This window comes from Vibrio sp. Y10_XG_PY6 (assembly GCF_024181795.1).
Taxonomy (GTDB): Bacteria; Pseudomonadota; Gammaproteobacteria; order Enterobacterales; family Vibrionaceae; genus Vibrio; species Vibrio diabolicus.
In genome coordinates this window covers 1,226,987-1,250,793 of the sequence record NZ_JAMZAQ010000002.1, presented here as the reverse complement: position 1 = coordinate 1,250,793, position 23,807 = coordinate 1,226,987, and the positions used below count along the sequence as shown (strand labels likewise).

Genomic DNA, 23,807 nt, shown 5'->3' with positions numbered 1-23,807 from the left:
ATTTACAGGTAGCGGCCTTTTAGGTGCGCTTGGAAGTGCTTAGCATTTAGTGTTTCACCCGTTGCTTCTCTTACGAGATCATCCGTTGTTAATAAGCTGCCTTTACTCCAGATGTTCTTCGACAGCCAATCGAATATCGGCGTCAGATCGCCAGAGCGAATAACCGCGTCCACATCTACTGTTTGCTTCATTGCGGCCATGAACTGGGCTGCGTACATCGCACCGAGAGTGTAAGACGGGAAATATCCAAAACTTCCATCTGTCCAATGAATGTCCTGCATACAGCCGTTTTTGAAATTTCCTTCCGTTGAGAGTCCCAAATACGCTTTCATTTTTTCGTTCCAGAGCTCTGGTACGTCTGTATGCTTGATGGCACCGTTAATAAGATCACGTTCAATTTCGTATCGAAGAATAACGTGGGCAGGGTATGTTAATTCGTCCGCATCTACGCGAATAAAGCCTTTCTCTACTCGAGTGTAGATTTTGGCTAGATTGTCTTTTTCAAATTCATCCCCAGAAAAATGCTTGGAAGCCATGTGAGCAAGGTGGTCGATAAATGCGTTGTTTCGTCCTATTTGCATTTCAAAGAAGAGCGACTGTGACTCATGAATTCCCATAGAGCGGGCTTGACCAGCTGGTGTTCCTGCTAAACCTTTTGGTAGCCCTTGCTCGTATCGGGCATGGCCAGTTTCGTGGACGATCCCCATCAATGATTGGACAAACTCGCTTTCATCATAACGTGTTGTAATACGCACATCTGTTGGCACACCGCCACAAAATGGGTGGACACTTTCATCAAGCCGACCGTGTTCAAAATCGAATTGAAGTAGCTTCATGACTTCCAGTCCCAGCGCTTTTTGTTTTTCCGCAGGGTAGTGCGCAGTTGGCAATAAGATGTTGTCTGATTGCTGTTTTTCAAGCGCTTCGTCTATCAAGGAAGGTAGCCACGTTTTTACGTCAGCAAAAAGCGTGTCTAACGATGCAGACGTTGTGCCTGGTTCATAAATATCAAGCATGGCATCGTAAGGCGTTGTGCCGTTTTCTTCGGCTCTAATTTGCGCTTCTTCTTGCGATAGTTTGACGACTTCTGCCCAGTTCTTTTCAAAGCCAGACCAGTCATTTTCTCCGCGTTGCGTACGCCATGCATGTTCACATTTGGAGCCAGCAAGAGATTGAGCTTGAACTAATGATTCTGGTAGCAAGTTAGCTTGTTGCCATTCACGTTTCATTTCTCGTAGGATGGACTTTTCACTTGCAGATAGCGTCTCTTCTTCTGCCTGAGCGAAAAGTTCGCCCAAGTGTGGCTGAGTCATCAATGAGTGGATGTGTACATCAAGCTCTGCCATAGCATTGGAGCGCGCTTCAGCGCCACCAGATGGCATGACCGCTGCTTGGTCCCAACCTATGATGGCAGAAAGGTGCTCAAAATTTGCCACTTTTTTGGAATGTTCAATGAGTTTTGTAAATGCTTTCATGTGACTACTCTTATTCTTTTGTTCTTTCCCTAAACACCCGATAACGGGTCCTTTACGTCGAGTTGCACGAAACAACCTGCGTTAATTTACTAATAATTAACAATTAATCTTCACTCATTGTCCATAAATTCACTCAGTTGTATAGCTCTCTTAAAAAAGAAGCTTGCGAATCTCGTGGATTGACGGTATTGATGACGGATTAACAATTAATTATCACGATAATATGGATATCTTGAATTTTGAGGCATTTATTATTGCCATCACTATTTTAACGCTAACGCCGGGTTTAGATACGGCCCTTGTTATCCGTAATACCAGTCGCGCGGGTTTAAAAGACGGATGTACAACCAGTTTAGGGATTTGCTTTGGCTTATTTGTGCATGCTTTCTTTTCAGCGGTTGGTATTTCGGCCATTCTGGCGCAATCTGCAGAGTTGTTCCAAATCGTAAAAATGATTGGTGCAGCTTATCTTATTTGGCTTGGTCTGAGCAGTTTAAAAGCCCTGATGTCGTCGAAGAATGGTTTGTCAGTGACTGAGCAGGTTCATGAAGTGTTTAATGGCAAACGCTCTTTTAGAGAGGGCTTTCTTTCTAACGTCTTGAACCCAAAAACGGCAGTTTTCTACTTGGCGTTCTTGCCACAGTTTGTGAATCCAGAAGGTTCTCCTTTGCTTCAATCAATGATGATGGCATCCGTGCACTTTATTATTGCGATGGTTTGGCAGTGTGGTTTGGCTGGCGCACTTAACTCAGCTAAGAGCCTGTTAAAGAATGCAAGCTTTATGAAGTGGATGGAAGGGGCGACGGGCGCTGTCTTAGTCGCACTTGGCGTAAAGTTATTGATTGAAAAGCCCGTGTAATGCGCAATATTTACCACATTTTGATATTACTCGTTGTGTTTATTACTGGCGTGGTTGGTGCCATTGTTTGGCAGACATGGCCACAGGTACAGTTTGCGCAACGTGGCATGACCTGGTCTTGGCACTGGGGCTATTTCGAGCCATTTTCCAATGGAATACAACAGACGCGAACTCAAGATACGAAACAGCTATTACTTCGACGTGTGTATATGAATGACGGTATTGTCGTTTTTGTCTCGACAACAATGGACAATAAATTTGAAGTTGATGTTGTAAAAGAGCAAAGTTGCGAACCTAAAACGACAACTTGGGCTTCAGTATCCGTCAACCATCAACGCATGAGACATGTGCCGATGGTTTGTGATGCACTGGGGCAGAGCTACTTTTATCGCTACATCGGGAAGCATCTTGAATCGATTGAAGTTGGGGTTGGAGATTCGTTCGTAACAGAGGCGTTTTCAGACTGGCCGCTATCAGAGCTGAAGTCGGATCAATTCAAGCAAAAAAATGCGAAGTTTTTTCAAGAACGCGGAGAAAAGGTTGAGCATCAATGGTTGAGAGATTAACCGCTTAGCTTAAGATAAAATAAAGCCCGCTGAATACCAGCGGGCTTTATGTTTTTACCATTTCCAATTTACTTTCAGCGATTGACGGTTCATTACTGAACACTTGTCATGTCACTAAGCTTTTACTGCTTCAATTTCATCAGATTGCGATGCTGAGCTAAAGAACAGCTTGGTTTCTGCCAGCACGACGTGACGCAGTGCGATCAAACCGATTAGGTTAGGAATCGCCATCAGACCATTTACGATATCGGCGAGTAGCCAAATCATGTCTAGATGGAGGAACGCGCCTGATGCCACCAAACCAACGAAAATCAGCTTATAAGGAAGCACCGCTTTTGTACCAAAGAGGAACACAACGCAACGCTCACCGTAGTAGTTCCATCCAAGAATGGTTGTGAATGCAAAAAACATCAAACCAATTGACACCAGCATTGGGCCAAATGTATCCGCATTCAAACCTACCGCAAAGGCATGAGTCGTCATTGCTGCACCAGAAAAATCGCTTTGCCATGCGCCAGTAAGGATCAACGCTAGGCCCGTCATGGTACAAATAATGATGGTATCAAAGAAGGTACCTGTCATTGAAATCAGGCCTTGTTTCACACAAGAGTCTGTTTTCGCTGCCGCTGCTGCCATAGGCGCGCTACCCAAACCAGATTCGTTTGAGAATACGCCACGAGCGATACCTGATTGGATTGCCAGCATGATACTTGCACCTAAGAAACCGCCAGTCGCTGCTGTTGATGTAAATGCTGATACCAACACTAATTCAACGGCATTGAACAATTGGTCTGCATTCATGATGATCACGCTTAAACACGCCAACACGTAAAATACAGCCATGGTAGGAACAACTTTTCCTGCAACGTTAGCAATGGATTTGATACCACCCAAAGTCACGAAAGCAACCAAAAGAGTCAGTACAAAGGCAGAGAGCTCACGGTCAACACCGAGAGATATCTCACTTGCATCCAGAATCGCGTTTACTTGTGGAAACGTACCAATACCAAAACAAGCAACACCCAAAGCAAACACTGCAAACATGATCGCGAGGGCTTTTGAGCCAACACCGTATTGCAGGTAGTACATCGGGCCACCAATCATTTGGCCTTTATCATCGACTCTTCGGTACTTAACCGCTAACAAACATTCGGCGTATTTAGTCGCCATTCCGAAAAGGGCGGCGAGCCACATCCAGAATAGGGCACCTGGTCCACCAAGTTTGATCGCGGTGGCAACACCAACAATGTTACCAGTACCAATCGTTGCTGAGAGCGCAGTACAAAGTGCTGCAAAGCTAGAAACGTCACCTTGTTTATCAGATGACTTATCTTTACTGAATACCATCGCTAGCGCTGTTGGGAGATGTTTAAACTGGATCAAGCCGAGGCTAAAAGTGAAGTAAACACCGGTACCCACTAGCAAAATAAGCAGTGGTGGACCCCAGACAAAATTATCGATGGTTTGTAGTAAAGATTGTAGGTCGTTCATGATTTCCCCTTAATAAAACAACTAATAAGGAGAAGAGGGAAAGGACGAGATCAACGATCTCTAAAAGAACTAAGCTATTGGTTGTAGGCGGGAAGGCCAAGCAAAATAGTTAGGTTGTAACTTTCCACTCCTCTGTCCTTTTGCCTGAGAGTTTCACCTTGCGTGAGTGCAAGACTTGCTCCTTCGGCGACCGATTTAACGGTTCTCTCCAGAGGTTCCTCCAACTACAGTCCCCGCTACCTAGGTAGCACCTGAAATAGTTAATTCTTCGGCGAGTTATGCTAATCAAATGTTAAAATTTGATTAATAACCACTCTCCTGCAGTCTTCATCGGAACAATTACTCAATTAAATGAGTAAAGGTTAGTTAATGATGCTGGTCATCATTAACGTGTGAACTCTATCATGTTTTTGGTCCATTTCAACACCCTATATCAATTTATTTTCAACGAAATAACCCCACTTATTTTCACGAAGCTATGTTTACCAAGTTTTTTGTGTGAGCAACTGCATAAACAAAACTCATTGGGCTAGGGAATAGAACCAAGAACACACTTCAGAACGATAAATATGTTTCGATTATTACGGTATAAGTTATTCAATTGAGAACACAAATTTGATTAAAATCGAAGCACTTATTTTAAAATCTACGCTAAGTTGACCTTATGGGGCGTATAAATGAGTTACAATAAATCTTTGTGAAACCGTCTATGGACCTAGGCAGTTTTTCATAAGTGGACAAGGAGGCGGTATGACCAGATTATTAGCCATTGCGGTGTTGATTGCAGTAGCATTTGTGCTGTTTCGTTATCGAACCAATGAAAAAGTCCAAAAAGCGACCGTTATAACATTAATTGGCGCCTTTCTGATTTATACAGCATCGATTATGTTTGCGGAATTGATCCGCTAGCAAAGTAAAAGAGTCCTTGGAGTAGTATACGGTGAGTTCTCAGAACAAGATGGAAGAACAAGACGACGTTGTTGTCATTGAAGAGCGTGACAAACGTACTCATATCTATATCGCGATTGCTGCGGTATTAGGCTTGGCATTTGGTGGCCTTGTTGGTTCGATTGTCACTGCGAACAAGTGGGAATCGACTTATCATGTGCTAGAAGAAAAATACCAAGCGTTGACGCAAGATAAAACGCAGTTGGTGTCTCAAGTAAAAGTGCGCGAAGAAGCGCTCGACCAAGAAATACAAGATAAAGTCACTGAACTGCTCGCTGCGAAAGATGAAGAGCACGAGAAAGCGCTTAAGAAGTTACAAAAGCAATTGACTGAGGTCGAGAAAGTTAACCTGTCGCTAGAGTCTCAATTGAAACAACAGGCAGATAAGATCAACACGACAAAGTCAGAAAATGAGAAGCTGAGTCGTCAAGCGGATATGCAAGCGACTATCTTTGAACGATCGCGCGAGGTGTTTCAAAAAGAGCTGAAAATTTCGCAAGAATTGGATTCTCTAGAGAAAGAAAGGGCGAAATTATTGCCTAAGATCGAGAAACTCAAAAAAGAGTGTGATGTATTTTTGGAAGGTAAATCTTGGGACGTGAAATCGGACGCGTGTGATAAACACGATGAAGCCAATTCACGACTAAGTCAGGTCGATCAAATGATTGAAGTTTATAAAATGGATCTCAAGCAAATCAAAGCAATAACTGAAGATATCGGCCTCTAGATCTTTTATACCTGATTTTGGAAATTAAAAGGAGCTCTTTAAGAGCTCCTTTTTCGTTGCTAGCTTTAAACTCGGGAGCTAGCGTTTATTCTTAGATACGTGAGGCGTCATAGCCTGAAGCAAGCAGCAATTCTCGCTCATGTTTAATCAGTTGGGCGCGATCTTCAATCAGTTCATTGAGAGCTAGTGAGGGCTTGCCTGCTAAAGCCTTGAACGACTCAAAAGATTCCGCAGTGTCGATTTTTTCAATCATCTGACTGATGACATTACGAGCCTCACACGGGTTACTCGTAGTGGTAAAGTATTCCACTTGCTTTGCTGCCGATTTCATCTCTGTCAACAGCTCAAGTGGGCTGCTCTCTTTTGCTACCGCCATGTAGTTATCCAGCACGCGCTTTGCATAAAGCAGTTCTTTGAGGGGGATATCTCTTCCACTCTCGATTAGAGATTCGCTAAGGATCATACTTGAGCTCATGGGCATTCCTTCTTATATACTACGCAGCTTTTGATGTTTCCTTGAGTCTAATTTATTGAAGTCACATTGGGAATGGGTAAAAAGCATTTTTAACGCATTTTTATTCACTAATAAAAACGCGAATGCGATGTTTATCCGGATCGGTAGCCACAAAATTTAAGCCATACACCGAAGTCATTGGTGGTTGAGCAAACTCAACGCCCATGTTTTTCCAACTGTTGTAAACGTGCTCTAACGTATGGCGGTTGCGCACTGCAAATGATAACTCGGTGCCACCACCTTTGATGTCGCTGTAAGGGGAAAGAACATCACTTTGCTTGAGTGTCAGTTTTAAGCCATTTGCGAGTGGCATAGAAGCAAATGTTGGAGACAAAAACGTGACCTCACAATCAAACAGTTTCGAGTAAAAAGCTTGGCTTACTTGGATGTCCTCAACATAGAGAACGAATGAATTGATAGTTAGCATGGTCTGTTTCTCAATTTACTAGAAGTATGAGGTTGAATCTAACGGAAGGCTAAGACAGGCTTTGTCAGTAGACCAAGTTAAAGTACCTTGTTTGAAATAGTGAGAAGTATCACTTTCAATTTTATTGGCTCAGGATCGAGCATATGAACATATCGTTTGCTTTGTATTTGATTCCATTTATCTTCTCGACATTTCCTTGTCAAAAGCAATCCCGTTCATATGTGTAAAACGATTAGTTCACTGTTAATTATTATTTTTTGTGTTACATGTTCATTAAGTATTTCAGCAAAAAATATAGAAAAGAAAGAAAGTCAAATTTTAACTATCAATGAAATTAATAATAAAGAAAAAATTCGTGATCTTACAGAAATAGAAAGAGTGAGCCTTTCAACTATCTATCTTCTTTACAAAAATGGAGTGATAACGGAGAGTGAAGCAAACCAAGAGTTTGGACACTTTCTCGAAAATGAAGACAGAAAAAATGCCTTATTGAAACTCGCTCACATTGATGACGCTCAAAAAGAGCTGAAGCAAGCCGAAGAAAGCAGTGACTGGGTGAAACTATTTAACTTAGTTAACCTGATGAAACTATGTGGAGTGTTGCTTCTTATCGCTGCTGTTGCTTATTTTATCGCTCAAACCTACGAACTTCTTCAAGATATCGGTAGGGTATTTTGGCGACTTATTTGCACATTACCCGCGATTTGTTACCAGATTCTATTTGTTATCATTGGCTTAACCCTAGCCTTAGTTCCAATGATTATCAGTATCTCAGAAGCGCAATATGTTGTCATTTTTGGTGTGTTGCTCGCTTATGTCGCACTAGTATGGTGGACTATTCATTACGAAGAGCAGTCAGAAATTCTCCTAGAAAAACTCTCCTTGGGTTTACCAATTGGTATGGTTTGGTCTTTTTATCATGCTATTTACTTTGGCTTTTTTGCCATCCGCGAAGAGATCGCATTTTTACAGTTAGTGACATTTGCATGGGTTGTTCTTGGTATTGCATTGGGAATTTTTAGGTTATTTAACTTTGAAGACAAACCTTACAAAGGAACAAAGTGTTTTTCTTTAGCGTTATCATCGACCATTGTTACTTGCATAATACTATTCTTAAACCAGAGTTCAGATTGGATTACGCCATATTACAAATTTACTTATTATGGGTTAGTGCCATTGCTGTTGTTGTCCTTTTCTATTTCGGGTTTTTATCTACAAAAAACAAGTTGGGTTAAAAAAATTTCAAATATTATGATGTTTTCATTCTTATTTATTAGCGCACCATTACCAAGTTTTGGTCTGGATAATTTGTACGCTATGATTAATAGTGGTGTATTTGCCTATGGTTTTATCACGATAACAACGATGGTATTTCGGGTCAGTTTTCTGTTTGGCTTGATATCAACAAGCCTCGTTGTTTACGTGTTGGCCTTAGTCATCGAACACAATCCTGAAAAGTTCATGCTCTACATATGACTATGATTTTCTAGATACAAAGTGTGCGTTCCTCCATGTACTCTAAGAGTGAAGAGTCTTACAGAATAAAGAAAAGGAGCCATTTGGCTCCTTTTTAACTGAATCAGCGGATATTAGTTGGTACGTTTCGAAGCGTACCAGTTGTTTTGATACGCCTTAGATGCAAACAATGCGTTTGCTTTTGCGCGTTCAATAACGGATTCATCGACTTCTAGCGGTTTCATGGTTTGGCTATCAAAGTCGTACGCCAGTGTTGATACTTTTTCACCAGGAGAAAGCACAACTAGGTTGTCACGCGTTAAATAACCAAAGTTTTTGTCGTATTGCATCATTGCGCGTTCATCTTCGCGAGCCAGTGGTTTCGTTAAATCACGACCAATCATCGGCGTTTTGGCGTCTACGCCAATAAGAGACAACAGCGTAGGCGGCATATCTATGTTGTTTGCGATACGGTCATCTTTACGTGGTTGAATGTCTTTACCAATGATCAATGCAGGAATATGGAAGTGCTTAACTGGAACCAAGTTAGCACCAGACACGCGGGCATCGTGGTCTGCAACGACAATGAAAATAGTATCATCCCAGTAGGATGAGTTTTTCGCTTTGTCAAAGAACGTACCCAAAGCGTAATCTGAATATTTTACCGCGTTATTACGCGTCATGTGTTCGGAATCGTATGGCTCAATTTTACCTTTCGGATACTCATAAGGACTGTGATTGCTTGACGTAAAAACTAAGCTGAAAAAAGGTTTGTCGCTTTTTGAAAGACGTTCAAACTCTTCGTCTGCTTTGTTGTATAAATCTTCATCACTGACCCCCCAAGAGCCAACAAAGCTTGGGTTATTGTAATCATCTTCTTCGACGATTTGATCAAAACCATTACCGAAGAAGAAGGTTTTCATGTTATCGAAGTTTGCTTCACCGCCATAAATAAATTGCGTGTGATAGCCTTGTGCTTTGAGTAAGTCTGCGATGGTAAAGAAGCCTGTTTGGCTTTTGCTTAGTTTCACCACTGCGCGAGAAGGGGATGGTGGAAAACCCGTGGTTACAGCTTCGATACCACGAACAGAACGAGTACCCGTTGCGTACATTTGCGTGAACTGCCAACCTTCAGCCATGAGTTCGTCTAGGTTTGGCGTAAGAGGCAGACCACCCAAAGAACCCACAAATTGCGCTCCTAAGCTCTCTTGTAGCAAAATCACTAAGTTCTTACGTTTACCATGGTAGGTCGCAGGGTTACTGTTCATGGTTGGAAGCAATGTTGGATCAAAGTCGGACTTTTTTGACGAAGCGCGAACTAGCTCCAGCATCTTTTGATTATCCATCTTGCCGTAAAACTGCTCTGCGCTTTTTTCTGACTTCATGCTGTTGACAGCAAACAGCAGTGAGTAAGATGAATTTAATGCTAAGTCGTTAAGCAGTGGATCGTTAGAAAATGCCACCATGGCAGGGTTTAGCGGGCGGTGGCCTAAAGACGAGCGTGCACCTGCAACACCAAGAAGCACAACGAAAATTGCTAATAGTGGGCGCCACTTCCAGTTGATCTGCTGTGCATTGTCGGTCAGTTTTTGGCTCCACTTCCAACCCAAAACTAGAGTTAATGCCGTGCCTAACGCGCCAATAAACAGCTCTAGCTTATAGCCAGTCCAAAGCATGCCCATGACCTCTTTCGGATAGATAAGGTATTCCACAAACAGACGGTTTGGGCGTAGGTCATATTCTTGAATGAATGGTGCCGTTGCCAGTTCCATATATACGAGAATCCAAAGCCCTAAAACCATCCATATGCGCAATATCCATTTCCAGCATTGCCCAATCTTGCCGTTTAATGGCATTAGGGCAGAAAGCAGTGCAGGGAGGATGAATAACCAGCACAGTGTTGCAATGTCTACGCGTAAGCCTTGGCCTAGGATGTAAATTAAGTCGTTGAAAGAGTCAATTCGATCAAGTTGCCAAAAGGCGAGCAAAACGCGTGAGATAGACAAAAATATAAGTGAAAACAAAGAAAAAGCAGCAATTGGCTGCAAAGGCCCCCACACAGAGCCCTTAGATAAGTTTTTCATATTTATTCGAATAGTTTAATTGTTATGTTGTGTTGTTTTTAACAAAGCAAGCGTGAAATAAACGTGAATTATAATGTGGGTTTATGGTCGAGTAGTGTAAGTGTTGGTATGTCTATGTAAGTGTGGAATGAAGCTCATGTTCGGCTAGAACATAAATTAAACAGGTTATGGTCTGTATCGCTTTTGTTAGCACTTTGGGAAAGTGACGACAAACGTATTCCTACTATTTTCTCTGGGAATGAGCTCAAGTGTTGCACGGTGTAGTGCTGTAATGTCTTTGCAAATTGACATCCCTAAACCCGCACCGTCGCCATGTTCGGAATGACCCCGATAAAACTGTTCGAAGATTCTTTCACGAGTTTCTTTCGGGATTTCTGGACCAGTATCGGAAATTAAGACTTTGATTGTATTATTGTTCTCTGTGACGCTGACTTTTATGTCACTGTGCTCGCCGGAGTAACGAATCGCATTATCGACGAGGTTACGAAATAACACCTCTAACAACATTTGATCACCGGATATAGCGATGTTGGAAGATGATAAACTGATGTCTTGCTTATGCTTCAATGCTAACGGTGCCAAATCAGCAACAACGGTTTGCAACAAAGGGGTTAGCTCAACGGTGTCGAATACACGTTCTGATAAGCTATCTACTTTAGCTAAAGTCAGTAGCTGATGGATAAGGCGGTCAGTGCGTTCAATGCCTTGCAGAATGTTGTGTAAATCTCCTCTCAGTTGCTCCGGATCATTACTTTCAAGTGCATTTTCTACGTTAAGACGAAGGATTGTTAGTGGGGTTTTTAGTTCATGCGCTGCAGCACGTGTAAAGCGTTTCTCTCTTTGCCAGGCTAACTCTAGTTCAGAGAGGAGAGAGTTGAGCGAATCGACAAGTGGTGCGAGTTCAACGGTGTTGTCTTTTACATGAATGCGATCTAATCGGTGTGCGTTTCTTTGTGTGATGGCGGTGCGCAGGTCGTTAATCGGTCGGAAATGTTTATCGATCAACCAAAACAGCAAAAGCAACAAAGTTGGTAGTATCAGCAATTGTTCTATTGATGTGGATAGGGCAATTTCGTGGATGATCTCTTTACGTATCTTGTATTTTTCTGCAACCACGACGTATTCATTATCATGTTTTAGTTGTGGTAGTGAAATCTGAAACGTACGCCATTGTGTACCGTCTTTTACGATATCAGCGTAGCCGTTATTATCAAAGGACGTAGAGAGTGCGTGCAAGGTTTGATCTGAGCTCCAGAGCAGTGTGTTGTCTCGATAGAATTGAAAAACCAAGTTTTGTTCATAAGGGTGGCCGAACGTTGTGACATTGTCGTCGTCAGACTTTGACATTGACTCAATGTTTTCCATCCACTCATTAAATAATTCTCGATGGTTAGCGAGAGTCCTCTCTTCCGTTGAAATTGAGAGCGTCAGCAACATTAATTTTGCGGATTGTCCAAGCCTAGCGTCATAAACTTCTTCGACTTCGTGCTTCGCAGATTGGAAACTGAAATAAAGTGAGATGAGTAAGAGAACACTTACCAACACGCCTACTGATAGAGTTAACTGACGTTTGATCGAGTACGATTTCTTATCTTTCAAGAATGTACCCCACACCGCGAATATTTTTAATGACCACTTTGGGCGCTTTTTTACGCAAATTGTGAATATGAACTTCGATAGCGTTGTCGCTTGAACCTTCATCCCAGCCGTGCAGTGATTGTTGCAATTGCTCCTTACTTTGCACGCGTCCGGCGTTCGTCATCAAACTGGTGAGGATTTTAAATTCATTGCGTGTGAGTTTAAGCGGCGCGTCATCGTAGCGAATGCTTTGTTCCGATAAGGATAAAGACAACTGTCCAACTTGAATGATTTCTTCTGCACTACCGGATTGACGGCGAATCAACACACGTAAGCGAGCGAGCAACTCTTCGAGTGCAAACGGTTTTCCGAGGTAATCATCTGCGCCGCCATCAAGGCCTTGAACGCGATCGCGAATGTCGTCTCGGGCGGTAAGTATCATCACGGGGAGCTTAAATCCGCCTTTGCGAATCTTACGCAGAACTTCCAATCCATCGATATCGGGTAGAGTGAGATCCAATATTACGGCGGTGAACGCTTCTGTTTTGAGTGCGCTAGTCACGCCAGAGCCTTTTTCCACCCAATCCACGGTGTACCCATGGCGACTTAATGAAGTCACCATGGATTGACCGAGTAGTTTGTCATCTTCTACGAGTAATAAGCGCATGGATTATTTCAAACTCCCAAGAGTCGCTTTAATTTCCAGTTTTCGACCTTTATCAGCCAAAGGTCGGTCAGGGCGAGGTGACGCCTGCATTGCGCGAGTCAAATACACTTTCGCTTCCTTGTCTCGACCTTCTTCTGCAAGGAAGTCTCCATAAAAATAGTTCGGATCGATGCCTTTTGGATTGATCTCTAACGCTTTTTTCAACATTTCTTCGGCTTTATCGTCATCACCAAAGCCAATTGGCCACCCCGGAACTTTGTAATACAGAGAACCTAAACTGGTGTATGCAGATCCATCAAGCGCTTGCGGTGAAGTTGCGATTACCCCTTCGAGTAAAGATTTGGCTTCTTTGGCGAGTGATAGTGCACCCAAGCCACCTTGAGCACCAGCCAGCGATGCTTTATTGATTGCCAGCCAAACAGTGAGTTCGGGATTGCCCGGTTCTCTGTCGAGATAAATACTGGTTTTGGCAATCGCGCGATGGAAGCATTGTTCCTTTTCGTCTCCATCGGGCGTGCTGTACTGACATTCCGCCCATTTCTTTTGAACCTGTTGCAGTGGAGTATTACTTGCCAACGCAGCGGTCGAAGCTAACGTTGAACAAACCGTCAAAGCGCAAAATAGTTGTTTGGTCTTCATCGTCTATGTCCTCTTCAGTGACTGACTCGGTTTACGTATTGGTGAATGGTTTCTTGCTGCTTACGAATCGCAGAAGAAACCACGCTTGGAAGCAGTTGATTGATGCGCGCAAAAAGCTTTTCTGGCCAACCAATCCATTTCGCGGAAATTTCTTTTTCCAACATGGTGACAACGTGATCGGCTACAACTTGCGGCGAGTCCGTTTTGTTACCCAGTTGTCGATTCATTTCATTGACGGCATCGCTATTGAGCGAGGTTTCTGTCGCTCTTGGTGCCAAATACAGCGCACGGATTCCGGTTGCGAACAGCTCTCTGTCGAGCGATTCGGTAAAACGGTGCAACCCCGCTTTTGCCGCGCAATAGGAGGTATAGCCTGGGTAGCCAATTGAGCCGAATGTGGAACCTATATTGAGAATCACCCCAGGCTGCTTTAACCACGTTAACGCTGATTGGCACAGCAGCATCGGCGCAACGAGATTGAGTTGGATTTCGTCTGCAATCTGCGTTGGTCGTTTGTGGCTTAACAACGAGAAATCGTTGCTACCCGCATTGTTAATCAGTGCGTCCACTTTTTGATGTTGACGCGCTCGATCTTTAATCGCTGTTAATCCTTCTGATGAGGTGATGTCTGCAACGACTAGGTCATGGCGCTCTGGATTCGACAGTTCACGCTGTAGTGTTTGCAAGCTCTCTTCGTTTCGCCCAACAAGAATGAGGCTAGCACCGCGTTTTGCTAACTCTTGCGCGATGGGTTGCCCAATTCCGCCCGTTGCGCCTGTCAGGAGAATGGTGCTGTTGTTAATGATCATGCTTCACCTCACGCCGCTTGTTGGGTTGAGAAAGAAGACAAAGAACGCAGCATTTGTCCGTACAATGCGAACACCATTTTTGCGGAGTCGATAATGACTTGTTGATCTTCCACTTTGGTGATTTTGTTCATCAGTGATTCAAAAAATTGCAGATGATCTTGGTCTAACACGCTGTGTGAAACTAGGTAAGTCATTGCCGAAGGCGGTAGGCTTAGCGTTGACTGGATTTTTTCAGCCATTTGGCCACCAATACCGACGCTGGTGCCTTCTAATACCCACACCATGCCAAACAGCGCGAGTGGGTTGTGGCGGTCAATGTTGTGGTAAAGGTAGGAAACCATCAGTTCAATCGGTGCACCTACTTGACCTACATCTTTGTTACTGCGCACTGCTTCGGCATCGCCGCCGCACGCTTTGATGTCATTTAAAATCCATTCTTGATGGCCTTTCTCTTCCTCGATGTACTCGGCAATGGCATCTCGTACCCATTCGTATTCGCCAGATAGTCGGCCTCCACACGCCATCAGCAAGGGAACAGTGTGCTTAACGTGATGGTAAGCTTGGGTTAGAAAGGCGATATACATATCTTTGGAAATGTTGCCTTGTTGAACGTCTGCGATGACTGGCGCAGTTAACATTGCTTGTTGAGCAGCGGTAGTGCTTTGTTTGAGTTGTTCGAAAAATAAAGTCATAACCTTCTCCTTAAGAAGCCGTTAACTAAGATGCAGTTTGTAAAGATGTAATGTGTTGTTGGAAGGGCAAATCGATGCGTTGGATCTTTTGCGCTTGCAGCGTTAATTTAGGCGTTGTGCTCGCTAATAACTGAGCCACATCATGTTCGATTTGATTTCGTTTGAGCTTGCCGTTATCCGTGTACCAACCAGAGATGGCTCGTGGGTTGTCCAGCAGCAATAAGGTTCGGATTTGAGCGTAATCGGGTAGGGTTCGGTTTAATGCATGAACCTTTGCTTCGACGTCTTCGCTATTGGCAATGACAGCGCATAATGTTTGTTGGCTTTCGCCTGTAACGATCAGTGGCGTCATCGGAAAAAACGCCAACGCTTCTGATTCAATCCACTCCGGTGAGATATTTCTGCCATACGCGGTGACGATAAGGTTTTTCTTACGCCCCGAGAGAGAGACAAAGCCTTGTGCGTCAATTTGGGCTAAGTCGCCAGTCGCTAACCATTCTTGAGTAAACGGCTCATTCAAATAACCAAGAGCAACGTTGCCTTTGACGAGCAGTTCACCATCTTCCGCGATACGAATCTGAGCGTGGGGAAGCGGTTTGCCACACGTTCCTGCTTTAAATGCGGCTGGTGTATTCAAACAAACGACGGAGCCACATTCAGACAAGCCATAACCTTCAAACGCAGGGATGTTCAGCGCATGCGCGGTGTTAATCAGTTGCGACGACACTCTTGCGCCGCCAACGGCGACAAATTTTAGAGAATCCACAAGAGAGGGCTGCTGTTTCGCGATGTGAATGAGCGCAAGCAATAAAGCCGGTGTTAGCACTAAGCTTTCTGGTTTGATGGTCGCTAATGCTTGTGCAAACAAACGCGGTTCGAATTGGCTTGAACCGAGTAGGCCGGTTTGCTCTCCGGGTAAAATATATGACGTCACGCCCAACATGAGTGGAACATAAACGCCGGTTATGTTCTCGAGAAGTGTCGATAACGGAAGCAGCACTAAGTGCGAGTGCGCCGCGCTGTTTACTGCGTCGGCGAGCGATTTCGCCACCAAACACAAATGATCATTGCTTAAACACACGCCTTTAGGCTGACCAGTCGAGCCAGACGTAAACGTGATTTTTCCGGTTTCTGGTAGATAAGCTGCCTGTGTATCTTCATCTCCCAACTGGTTACGACGCAGCAAAGGCAATTTTGCAATGGAAAACGGATGGTCTTGCTGGTTAAAGCTTTGCTTAGGATGAGAAGCCAACCATGCTTGCCAATCGCCGACTAAAGCATCGACGCGTGATTGCTCTAACGTATGTTCAACCTGTGCATCAGAGAAAAAAGTCGGAATAGGTACGACGATTATGTCTGCCGCCATCGCCGCCAAATCAACAATGGCCCAATTGATGCTGTTTTCTGCGCGTAGCGCGAGTGCTTTGATGTTCTGTGCAATAAGTTCGGCGGCAACGAGTTCGATCTTGTTTAACAATTCAGAGTAAGTCAGTTCAACGGTTTGATTCGCTTCGTAGCCGACAAGTGCTACTCGGCCTGGTGTCGTTTTTGCCCATTTTGTAATGGCATCGAGGAGAATATTCATACGTCACCTATATTCTGGCGTGGTGTTTAACCAAGTTGTTCTGGTTGTGTTTGCGGTTTTAACGACGTTTACTTTTCTATCTAGGCTTGTTTACGTTTTTTTTCTTGGACTAATCGAAGGCGTTCGAGTCCTTTTTGCAAATTGCCAGCTAACACACGCGGTTGATGTTCGTAGTACGAACCCCAAGTGGACTTGGCATCGGGGACTTTGTTTTGATCGGCCTGCGCGATGATATGAGGCTCCAATCCTAGGCGCGCCATCATGGCGTGAAGTGGATCTGTCGCGGTGAAGATGCACCATTCAAAACCGAGATTGACCAGCATTTCTGCGATCAGGTAGAAGTGCAGAGATGACATGCCCTTAGCGAAAGATGCCAAGTGACCAAACTCCACTAAGTTCGAACGTTTTACGTCGCAGTTAAATACGTTAGAAACCAGCTTTTGAGCGTCGTCTTCTAAATACTGTTCAAGGAACAAAGGTTCATCTTCGGCGATGCGAAAGCCGCATACGGAAATAATTTGACCGCCGTCAATGAGGGTTAAATACGCCGGCATAAATTGTTTCAGCTCGGCAAAGAATGCTTCTTGATAACGCTGAGAAACATGCTCGATAACTTGGCTCCAAAGCGGATGCATTGGATAGACGATGTCTAAAGTAAAGCCATCTACAGAAATTTGTGCATGGTGTTTCATGAGCGCTTCCTTTGTTTGATTGGTTATCAACAAAATAAAACGCGAAACTTAAGAAATTCTTAAGGAATGAAATTAAGTAGAAACTTTAAGAAAATACTGAGGAGCAGGGGTCAATATTGTTGTAACCCTTTTTACTACGGTGAATAAAATTAGAGCCAACCGATGTGAACGGTTGGCTCTAAAGTTAGGTGTCACGTATTTTAATGGTCGTGTCGGTTACATGGCTGCTTTTTTAGCTTCGTCTACCCATGCGTCGAACTTTTTCTGGTTCGCTTTGATCCAGCCATTAACATGAGACTCGATGTCTGCTGAGCTGTTCTTACCTTGGCTCATCATCATATTCTGCGCACTAACATCATTGATGTTTAGCTTGATGATTTCAAACAGCTTCGCTGCTGCTGGGTTCTTTTCAGTAAACTCTTTGTTCGCAACGATGCGCATAGAGTTCATCTCGAAGCCGTAGTTCTTACCGTTCTCTAGTGTTGTGTCGATGTCCTTACGCTCACCAGGAAGTGAAGAGAATGGTACTTCTAACCAAACAACATCTTTACCCGGAACTAAGACGCCACTTACCCAGTAAGGTGTCCAAGTGTAGTAAAGAATCGGATCGCCTTTTTTGTAACGAGAAATCGTGTCAGCGATAATCGCAGCGTAGTTACCTTGGTTGTGCGTTACTGTGTCACGAAGCTTGAACGCATCCAACTGATGCTCAACGACCATTTCACAACCCCAACCTGGGTTACAACCTGTTAAGTCCGCTTTACCGTCACCGTTGGCATCGAAAAGCTTGGCCAGTTTTGGATCTTTTAATTGACCAATATTTGTGATGCCATATTTTTCAGCGGTTTTTTTATCGATCAAGTAACCTTGCGCAGCACCACTTACATATTGACCTTTGCGGAAAAACTTATCATCACCGCCAGACATCGTGTACTTATCGGCGTGAAGAGGGAACCAACCTACAGCTAAGAAAGTGGCGTCGCCTTTAGCAATAGAGGTATAGCCTACGTTGTAATCGACTTCTTTAGTCGGTTTTACATCGTAACCAAGCTCTTCAAGTGCACGGTTTACGATCAATGTTTGAAACGTTTCCTCTGCAACGGTTGATTGAACTGGCTGAACAGTCACACCTTCACCCGGTAGTTCGCTTGCCACACCATAAGTTGAAAATGCGATAGTACTTAGAGCTCCAACAGAGAGCGCTTTCTTCCATGAATTATTCATTGATGTTTCTCCTAAGTTTTAGATCGTCTTGGTTCGTCTTTGTTTTCAGTTTTAATAGGTATGAAACAGGACCTGTGTGATACCAGCGAAGCTTGGTGTTACCCGCATTAACCCCTAATACTTGGGTAATACGGTCTAATAAAATGGCAAGAATTACGATGCCTAAGCCACCGACGGCAGCAAGACCCATATCAAGTCGGCCGATACCACGAAGTACCATTTGGCCCAAGCCGCCAACCGCAATCATTGAAGCGATCACGACCATAGAAAGTGAAAGCATCAAGGTTTGGTTTACCCCTGCCATAATCGTTGGTAACGCCAATGGCAATTGGATGCGGTAAAGCATCTGTTTTTTGTTTGCCCCGAAAGAGTGGCCCGCTTCGATCAGCTCTTCAGGTACTTGCTGAATCCCTAAAATAGTCAGGCGCACAACGGGAGGCAGTGCGAAAATGATGGTTACTACAACTCCAGGAACGTTACCAATACCGAATAGCATAACGATTGGCACTAGATAAACGAACGCGGGGGTCGTTTGCATTGCATCGAGTATTGGTCTAACAAATTTGGCTGCGGTTTGGCTTCTCGCCAACCATATCCCCATCGGTAGCCCGATAAGCAAACAGAAGAAGACGGCGGTTAAAACCAGTGCGAGCGTTGTCATCGCCTGTGACCACGCACCAATTAGGCCGATAAAAACAAGGGATACAAGCGTTGAAAAACCGAGTTTTACATTGGAAAACTGCCACGCCAGCAAAAATAAAATGAGCACCATGATGGGCGCAGGTGTGGACACCAAAGCAGTTTCAAACGAGGTAAGAATAAAGTCGATTGGAACTCGAATTGCTTGGAAAACAGGGCGACCATGTTCCACCAACCAGTTCAATCCCGATTCTACCCAGCTATCAAGTGGTAGAACCGCATCTTGGAATGGGTTCATAATGTCGAATGGCGCTTGCTCTACAGTTTCTGAGCTTAACCAGTCATTACTTGGGGCAGCGTCAGCACCTGCACCTTGTGACCAAGGATCATCTTGTGCAGGAGCGGTATTCGACCAGGGATCATTGTTAGTTTGCTCTGAGGACATCGTGTTAATCCTTATCTAGTGTTTGTAGAAGACGTGATTTAGTCACGACACCAAAGTAAGTACCTTGCTCATCAACGACAGGTACGGCATAAGGAACGCCTGCAACTAGTCCCAAAATGTCATTGATTGACTGCTCTGGCTGAAGAGTGACTTCATCCGTCAATTGAGCACTGGCTAGAGAGCGGTTTTCTTTGTGAGCCAAACGTAGTGAGTCAAGAGACACGATGCCGGAATATCGGCTAGATTTATCGACGACAATGCCGTAATCACGGTCATGATCCATCAGAATCTGCATCGCAGAGCCCGGGCCATCATTTTCCGATTTCTTAAAGACGGCGGCTGGCTTCTTGCGAGCGATATCTTTTGCTGTCAAGACACTTGCGATGTTTACGCCGCGGAAAAATGCTTCAACATAATCATTTGCTGGGCTGTGCAATATTTCATCAGGTGTGCCAACCTGAACAACCTCACCGTTTTGCATGATGGCGATACGATCACCAATACGCATTGCTTCATCCAAATCATGAGAGATGAAGACAATTGTGCGTTTGTCATCGTTTTGTAGACGAATAAGCTCATCCTGCATCTCAGAACGGATTAATGGGTCTAAAGCGGAAAACGCCTCGTCCATTAATAGAATGTCTGGGTCACAAGCCAATGCCCGTGCTAAACCCACGCGTTGTTTCATACCACCTGATAACTCGTCAGGAAAAGATTCTGCATAAGGGTCTAAGCCAACTCTTTCCAAGGCGGAAAGGGCACTTTTCTGACGTTCATTAACATCAATGCCAGCAAGTTCTAAACCGAATGCAGCGTTTTCGATCACCGTCATGTGAGGCATAAGTGCGAAACTTTGAAACACCATTGAGATATTGTTGCGACGAACTTCTCGAAGTTCGTCTTCAGAGATATGGGCAATATCTTTCCCTTTGAGATAAACACTGCCTTTCGTTGGCTCAATGAGTCGGTTTAGGAGTCGAACGAGAGTAGATTTTCCCGAACCAGAAAGCCCCATGATTACGAAAATTTCACCTTCGTTAATGGTGAGAGATACATCGTTTACGCCGACTGTTAAACCTGTCTGTTCAAAAATACCGTCCTTATCGATACCTTTTTCGATAAGCGAGAAGGCTCTTTCTGGGTCTTCTCCAAACACTTTATACAGTCCCTTAACTTCCAGTATGGGATCCATGTTATCTGTCCTTTTTTGTGTGTTTATAACTGTTTAACGATTTGTACTCTAATTAATTTTAGTTCAACTTTCAACGAATGGGGTTCGGTTAACTGGGTTTTATGTGCATACAATAAACAATGAAGGTGGTGTGGTTAAATAGTGTTTTTGTTAACAAAAACAGATATTTACGGTTGGCTTTGTCTTCGCTTAACTTTTCCATGACATTGGTTTGAATTTATTTTGAAGTTTTTAGTACATTTCAACTCAGCCCATCTGCATAGCTATAAGGAGAAATAGATTAGAGGTCTATATTTAAAAACATTAGAGCTCTAATTTTTGGTTGGAGTTTTATTCTGCGAACTAGGTTAGGTGTTGTTATTCTTAGATTTATTCATTGATTGATTTCAATCTTGGTGATATTTATCGCTGTAGTTTAGGCAACGTATGGAATAAAAGATGGAAGCCGAACAGTTAGAAGTGCTCAACTTCATTAGCCAGTACCCACCTTTCGATGATCTACCCGAAGAGCAGTTAAAAAAGATCGCTCTAAATGCCGAGGTTGCATACTTTCGGCAAGGCACAGAGATACTCAATTTTGGAGACACGATCCGCGACTTATATATGGTGAGAAGCGGCGCTGTGGAGATCTACCGACGTAAAGGCGAACTCTATAACAGGATTGACGCTGGTGGACTGTTTGGACAGATGGGGTTGTTAATGAACAACCGTGTGCGTATGCCTGCCAAAGCGATAGAAGACACCTTGGTTTACTGTATTCCGGAGGATATTTTCAACGAGCTTTGTGATGAGTTTGAAAACTTTGCTGACTACATGGAACTGGAAGACAGCGCGCGTTTGCGAAGCGCAATATCCAGCCGCTCAGAAAGTAATGACTTTACCACTGCCAAGGCACGTAAGATCTTAGCGAGAGATCCGGTAACGTTGGAGGCGACGGCATCGATTCAAGAAGCCGCGATACTGATGGCGGAGGAAAATGTCACCTCTTTGCTTATTGTTCGCCCAGCAGAAGAACTCACAGAAGAAGATGATGAACAACTACTTGGAATATTGACTGATCGCGATCTATGTATTCGCGTATTAGCTCAGGGCATTGATACCAATATCCCAGTGAGTGAGGTCATGAGTTATGACGTGGTGTCTCTGGATTACAACGCTTATGTCTTTGAAGCCATGTTAACCATGCTGCGCTACAACGTGCACCATCTCCCTATTTTAAAAGATAAAAAGCCGATAGGAATTATTGGCATGACGGATATTGTCCGTTATGAATCTCAAAACAGCTTGCTGCTCGTTAGCTCTATCTTCCAACAAACCAGCGTTGAAGATCTCAAGCAAGTTTCTGAACAAGTGAAAGACTGCTTTGTACGAATGGTGAATGAAGATGCCAACGCTCACATGATTGGTCGAGCCATGTCGGTAATTGGTAGTAGCTTTAAACAGCGTTTAGCTGAATTAGCAGAGCAAGAGCTTGGCCCTGCGCCAATTCCGTATTGTTTGGTCGCTATGGGATCGATGGCCAGGGATGAGCAGTTAATTGTAACGGACCAAGACAACGCCCTTATTCTCGACAACAGTTATGATGTTGAGATGCACGGGGAGTACTTTGAAAAGTTTGCCAAATTTGTTTGTGATGGTTTAGCAGCATGCGGCTATGCTTACTGTACTGGCGACATTATGGCAACCAATCCAGAGTGGCGAAAAACCCGAGCGGAGTGGGAGGAGTGCTTTGGCAACTGGATAGATAACCCAACTCCTGAAAGGTTGTTAAACAGTAATATCTTTTTTGATTTATTAGGTGTTCATGGGCGAGTGAAGTGGGCGGAACAATTAAGCAGCTTTATTGTTAGGCGGGCGAAAAGAAACAACCGCTTCCTTGCATGTATGGCTTACAACGCGATACGTCGTACACCGCCATTGGGCTTCTTCAAAGATTTTGTTATGGAAAAAGATGGTCGTCACCGCAATTCTATTAACTTGAAAAGAAGAGGTACTGCGCCATTGGCAGATTTGATTCGAGTGCATTCATTGGCAATTGGTTCCCGTTCGCAAAACTCGTTTGACCGTTTAGACGATATCAATGATGCGGGCATTTTACCTAAAGGTCGAGGAATGGACTTGAGGGATGCAATGGAATTGATTTACATGGTTCGAATTCGTCATCAAGCACTCGATATCGAAAATGGAGATGAACCAGATAACAACATTGAGCCAGAGAACATGTCAGAGTTTGAGCGCCGAAACTTAAAAGCTGCTTTCCAAATCCTTAGTAATGCACAGAACTTCATCAAGTTCCGATACCAGAGAAGTAGCAAATAATGTGGTTCTCAAAAAAGGCAGCAAAAGATCAGCCGTTGTTGGATACGTCTCGGACGCCAGAGTGGTCAACGTTATTCAAACAGCTCGCGAAAGAAGCAAGAGACGAGAGGCTCAAACGTTATTACTCGACACCGATGGTTAATGGGGAAACACCAATTGAGGAAGTGCCATTTGTCTCGGTGGATTTTGAAACGACAGGTTTGAATGCGGAAGAGGATGCAATTCTCACGATTGGACTTGTGCCGTTTACCATTGATCGTGTTCAATGTAGTGGCTCTGCGCATTGGGTTGTTAACCCTAATCGTGAGTTAAACGAAGAGTCAGTCGTGATTCATGGCATCACTGATTCTGAAGTCAAAAACGCACCCCAATTAACCCACATTTTAGGGGAAATATTGGATGCGCTGTCAGGCAAAGTTGTGCTTGTTCATTATAAAAATATCGAAAGGCAGTTTTTTAATAACGCGTTGCTAAATAGCATTGGGGAGGGGATACAGTTTCCCGTTGTCGATACGCTAGACATTGAACACGCGATACAGCGCCGTGAATGCAGTGGCCTATTCAATAAGTTAAAAGGTAAGAAGCCAGGCTCTGTCAGGCTGGGGCATGCTCGTGAAAGGTATCGCCTTCCTGCTTATCAACCTCATCATGCTTTGACCGATGCGCTGGCAACTGCTGAACTGTTTCAAGCACAGTTGCAATATCATTTTAATCGAAGCATGCCAATCTCTTCGATTTGGCAATAAGCGTTGTTTATGATGAAGACAATAAAATGCAATG

22 protein-coding genes and 1 riboswitch are annotated in these 23,807 nt (G+C 43.8%); of the genes, 7 read left to right on the top strand and 15 right to left on the bottom strand.

Features of this window, described 5'->3' with window-relative positions:
* Positions 1–2 precede the first annotated feature (2 nt).
* Positions 3–1,475, bottom strand: coding sequence for a carboxypeptidase M32 (locus NL644_RS14125; RefSeq protein ID WP_114322399.1), 1,473 nt, complete (start codon positions 1,473–1,475; stop codon positions 3–5).
* Positions 1,476–1,698: 223 nt separating this feature from the next.
* Between NL644_RS14125 and NL644_RS14120 the strand changes: the two genes are divergently transcribed.
* Both NL644_RS14120 and NL644_RS14115 read left to right on the top strand, forming a co-directional pair.
* A complete protein-coding gene (locus NL644_RS14120; protein WP_005393419.1) occupies positions 1,699–2,334 on the top strand; it encodes a LysE family translocator in 636 nt (211 codons plus the stop codon).
* Positions 2,334–2,900 (top strand): hypothetical protein, encoded by a 567-nt coding sequence (locus NL644_RS14115; protein ID WP_046874890.1) that lies wholly within the window; start codon positions 2,334–2,336, stop codon positions 2,898–2,900. Before NL644_RS14120 ends, NL644_RS14115 begins: the two co-directional genes overlap by 1 nt.
* A 114-nt stretch (positions 2,901–3,014) precedes the next feature.
* Here the strand turns inward: NL644_RS14115 and NL644_RS14110 are convergent, their stop codons facing one another.
* Positions 3,015–4,391 (bottom strand): sodium:alanine symporter family protein, encoded by a 1,377-nt coding sequence (locus NL644_RS14110; RefSeq protein ID WP_006741605.1) that lies wholly within the window; start codon positions 4,389–4,391, stop codon positions 3,015–3,017.
* Between the two features lie 122 nt (positions 4,392–4,513).
* A riboswitch (glycine riboswitch) is annotated at positions 4,514–4,613 on the bottom strand.
* 528 nt (positions 4,614–5,141) lie between these two features.
* Here NL644_RS14110 and NL644_RS14105 point away from each other — a divergent pair.
* Together NL644_RS14105 and NL644_RS14100 are read left to right on the top strand one after the other, a co-directional pair.
* Positions 5,142–5,300: a hypothetical protein gene (locus NL644_RS14105; RefSeq protein WP_005377784.1), complete on the top strand. Its 159-nt coding sequence runs from the start codon at positions 5,142–5,144 to the stop codon at positions 5,298–5,300.
* 31 nt (positions 5,301–5,331) lie between these two features.
* Positions 5,332–6,066 (top strand): chromosome partitioning protein ParA, encoded by a 735-nt coding sequence (locus NL644_RS14100; protein ID WP_114322398.1) that lies wholly within the window; start codon positions 5,332–5,334, stop codon positions 6,064–6,066.
* A 91-nt stretch (positions 6,067–6,157) separates the two neighbouring features.
* Here the strand turns inward: NL644_RS14100 and NL644_RS14095 are convergent, their stop codons facing one another.
* Together NL644_RS14095 and NL644_RS14090 are read right to left on the bottom strand one after the other, a co-directional pair.
* On the bottom strand, positions 6,158–6,541 hold the full coding sequence (locus NL644_RS14095) for a hypothetical protein (protein ID WP_012841882.1): 384 nt from the start codon (positions 6,539–6,541) through the stop codon (positions 6,158–6,160).
* A 100-nt stretch (positions 6,542–6,641) separates the two neighbouring features.
* The gene (locus NL644_RS14090) at positions 6,642–7,007 is read right to left on the bottom strand and encodes a VOC family protein (protein ID WP_114322397.1); all 366 of its coding nucleotides are present in this window, start codon (positions 7,005–7,007) and stop codon (positions 6,642–6,644) included.
* A 219-nt stretch (positions 7,008–7,226) separates the two neighbouring features.
* Here NL644_RS14090 and NL644_RS14085 point away from each other — a divergent pair, with 219 nt between their 5' ends.
* Positions 7,227–8,483 carry an MFS transporter permease gene (locus NL644_RS14085; protein ID WP_253658534.1) on the top strand — a complete coding sequence of 419 codons (1,257 nt, stop codon included), beginning with the start codon at positions 7,227–7,229 and terminating at the stop codon, positions 8,481–8,483.
* A gap of 113 nt (positions 8,484–8,596) precedes the next feature.
* Here NL644_RS14085 and NL644_RS14080 read toward each other — a convergent pair whose 3' ends face one another.
* From NL644_RS14080 to proV, 11 genes are all read right to left on the bottom strand, one after another.
* Complete coding sequence (locus NL644_RS14080) at positions 8,597–10,546, bottom strand: LTA synthase family protein (RefSeq protein ID WP_253658533.1); 1,950 nt, start codon at positions 10,544–10,546, stop codon at positions 8,597–8,599.
* A gap of 186 nt (positions 10,547–10,732) precedes the next feature.
* A complete protein-coding gene (locus tag NL644_RS14075) occupies positions 10,733–12,145 on the bottom strand; it encodes a HAMP domain-containing sensor histidine kinase (RefSeq protein ID WP_186437861.1) in 1,413 nt (470 codons plus the stop codon).
* On the bottom strand, positions 12,135–12,791 hold the full coding sequence (locus NL644_RS14070) for a response regulator (RefSeq protein ID WP_053807341.1): 657 nt from the start codon (positions 12,789–12,791) through the stop codon (positions 12,135–12,137). The genes NL644_RS14075 and NL644_RS14070 overlap by 11 nt, the downstream gene beginning before the upstream one ends.
* A 3-nt stretch (positions 12,792–12,794) precedes the next feature.
* Positions 12,795–13,430 (bottom strand): hypothetical protein, encoded by a 636-nt coding sequence (locus tag NL644_RS14065; protein ID WP_253658532.1) that lies wholly within the window; start codon positions 13,428–13,430, stop codon positions 12,795–12,797.
* A gap of 14 nt (positions 13,431–13,444) precedes the next feature.
* Positions 13,445–14,239 carry an SDR family oxidoreductase gene (locus NL644_RS14060; protein WP_253658531.1) on the bottom strand — a complete coding sequence of 265 codons (795 nt, stop codon included), beginning with the start codon at positions 14,237–14,239 and terminating at the stop codon, positions 13,445–13,447.
* Positions 14,240–14,247: 8 nt separating this feature from the next.
* Positions 14,248–14,931 (bottom strand): TenA family transcriptional regulator, encoded by a 684-nt coding sequence (locus NL644_RS14055; protein ID WP_253658530.1) that lies wholly within the window; start codon positions 14,929–14,931, stop codon positions 14,248–14,250.
* A gap of 25 nt (positions 14,932–14,956) precedes the next feature.
* Positions 14,957–16,516 carry an AMP-binding protein gene (locus NL644_RS14050; protein ID WP_253658529.1) on the bottom strand — a complete coding sequence of 520 codons (1,560 nt, stop codon included), beginning with the start codon at positions 16,514–16,516 and terminating at the stop codon, positions 14,957–14,959.
* A gap of 80 nt (positions 16,517–16,596) precedes the next feature.
* The gene (locus NL644_RS14045) at positions 16,597–17,208 is read right to left on the bottom strand and encodes a thermostable hemolysin (RefSeq protein WP_253658528.1); all 612 of its coding nucleotides are present in this window, start codon (positions 17,206–17,208) and stop codon (positions 16,597–16,599) included.
* 216 nt (positions 17,209–17,424) lie between these two features.
* The gene (gene proX, locus NL644_RS14040) at positions 17,425–18,432 is read right to left on the bottom strand and encodes a glycine betaine/L-proline ABC transporter substrate-binding protein ProX (protein ID WP_005393392.1); all 1,008 of its coding nucleotides are present in this window, start codon (positions 18,430–18,432) and stop codon (positions 17,425–17,427) included.
* Positions 18,425–19,516 (bottom strand): glycine betaine/L-proline ABC transporter permease ProW, encoded by a 1,092-nt coding sequence (gene proW, locus NL644_RS14035; protein ID WP_046874899.1) that lies wholly within the window; start codon positions 19,514–19,516, stop codon positions 18,425–18,427. Before proW ends, proX begins: the two co-directional genes overlap by 8 nt.
* Before the next feature lie 4 nt (positions 19,517–19,520).
* Positions 19,521–20,708 (bottom strand): glycine betaine/L-proline ABC transporter ATP-binding protein ProV, encoded by a 1,188-nt coding sequence (proV, locus tag NL644_RS14030; protein ID WP_005393388.1) that lies wholly within the window; start codon positions 20,706–20,708, stop codon positions 19,521–19,523.
* A 438-nt stretch (positions 20,709–21,146) separates the two neighbouring features.
* Between proV and NL644_RS14025 the strand changes: the two genes are divergently transcribed.
* Both NL644_RS14025 and NL644_RS14020 read left to right on the top strand, forming a co-directional pair.
* On the top strand, positions 21,147–23,027 hold the full coding sequence (locus NL644_RS14025; RefSeq protein WP_006741594.1) for a DUF294 nucleotidyltransferase-like domain-containing protein: 1,881 nt from the start codon (positions 21,147–21,149) through the stop codon (positions 23,025–23,027).
* Positions 23,027–23,773, top strand: a complete 747-nt coding sequence (locus NL644_RS14020; RefSeq protein WP_101911959.1) for a 3'-5' exonuclease — start codon at positions 23,027–23,029, stop codon at positions 23,771–23,773. The genes NL644_RS14025 and NL644_RS14020 overlap by 1 nt, the downstream gene beginning before the upstream one ends.
* The last annotated feature ends 34 nt before the right edge of the window (positions 23,774–23,807 follow it).

Coding starts and splice junctions, on each gene's coding strand:
- NL644_RS14125 (WP_114322399.1), bottom strand. CDS start 1,475: ATGAAAGCATTTACAAAACTCATTGAACATTCCAAAAAAGTGGCAAAT.
- NL644_RS14120 (WP_005393419.1), top strand. CDS start 1,699: ATGGATATCTTGAATTTTGAGGCATTTATTATTGCCATCACTATTTTA.
- NL644_RS14115 (WP_046874890.1), top strand. CDS start 2,334: ATGCGCAATATTTACCACATTTTGATATTACTCGTTGTGTTTATTACT.
- NL644_RS14110 (WP_006741605.1), bottom strand. CDS start 4,391: ATGAACGACCTACAATCTTTACTACAAACCATCGATAATTTTGTCTGG.
- NL644_RS14105 (WP_005377784.1), top strand. CDS start 5,142: ATGACCAGATTATTAGCCATTGCGGTGTTGATTGCAGTAGCATTTGTG.
- NL644_RS14095 (WP_012841882.1), bottom strand. CDS start 6,541: ATGAGCTCAAGTATGATCCTTAGCGAATCTCTAATCGAGAGTGGAAGA.
- NL644_RS14090 (WP_114322397.1), bottom strand. CDS start 7,007: ATGCTAACTATCAATTCATTCGTTCTCTATGTTGAGGACATCCAAGTA.
- NL644_RS14085 (WP_253658534.1), top strand. CDS start 7,227: ATGTGTAAAACGATTAGTTCACTGTTAATTATTATTTTTTGTGTTACA.
- NL644_RS14080 (WP_253658533.1), bottom strand. CDS start 10,546: ATGAAAAACTTATCTAAGGGCTCTGTGTGGGGGCCTTTGCAGCCAATT.
- NL644_RS14070 (WP_053807341.1), bottom strand. CDS start 12,791: ATGCGCTTATTACTCGTAGAAGATGACAAACTACTCGGTCAATCCATG.
- NL644_RS14065 (WP_253658532.1), bottom strand. CDS start 13,430: ATGAAGACCAAACAACTATTTTGCGCTTTGACGGTTTGTTCAACGTTA.
- NL644_RS14060 (WP_253658531.1), bottom strand. CDS start 14,239: ATGATCATTAACAACAGCACCATTCTCCTGACAGGCGCAACGGGCGGA.
- NL644_RS14055 (WP_253658530.1), bottom strand. CDS start 14,931: ATGACTTTATTTTTCGAACAACTCAAACAAAGCACTACCGCTGCTCAA.
- NL644_RS14050 (WP_253658529.1), bottom strand. CDS start 16,516: ATGAATATTCTCCTCGATGCCATTACAAAATGGGCAAAAACGACACCA.
- NL644_RS14045 (WP_253658528.1), bottom strand. CDS start 17,208: ATGAAACACCATGCACAAATTTCTGTAGATGGCTTTACTTTAGACATC.
- proX (WP_005393392.1), bottom strand. CDS start 18,432: ATGAATAATTCATGGAAGAAAGCGCTCTCTGTTGGAGCTCTAAGTACT.
- proW (WP_046874899.1), bottom strand. CDS start 19,516: ATGTCCTCAGAGCAAACTAACAATGATCCCTGGTCGAATACCGCTCCT.
- proV (WP_005393388.1), bottom strand. CDS start 20,708: ATGGATCCCATACTGGAAGTTAAGGGACTGTATAAAGTGTTTGGAGAA.
- NL644_RS14025 (WP_006741594.1), top strand. CDS start 21,147: ATGGAAGCCGAACAGTTAGAAGTGCTCAACTTCATTAGCCAGTACCCA.
- NL644_RS14020 (WP_101911959.1), top strand. CDS start 23,027: ATGTGGTTCTCAAAAAAGGCAGCAAAAGATCAGCCGTTGTTGGATACG.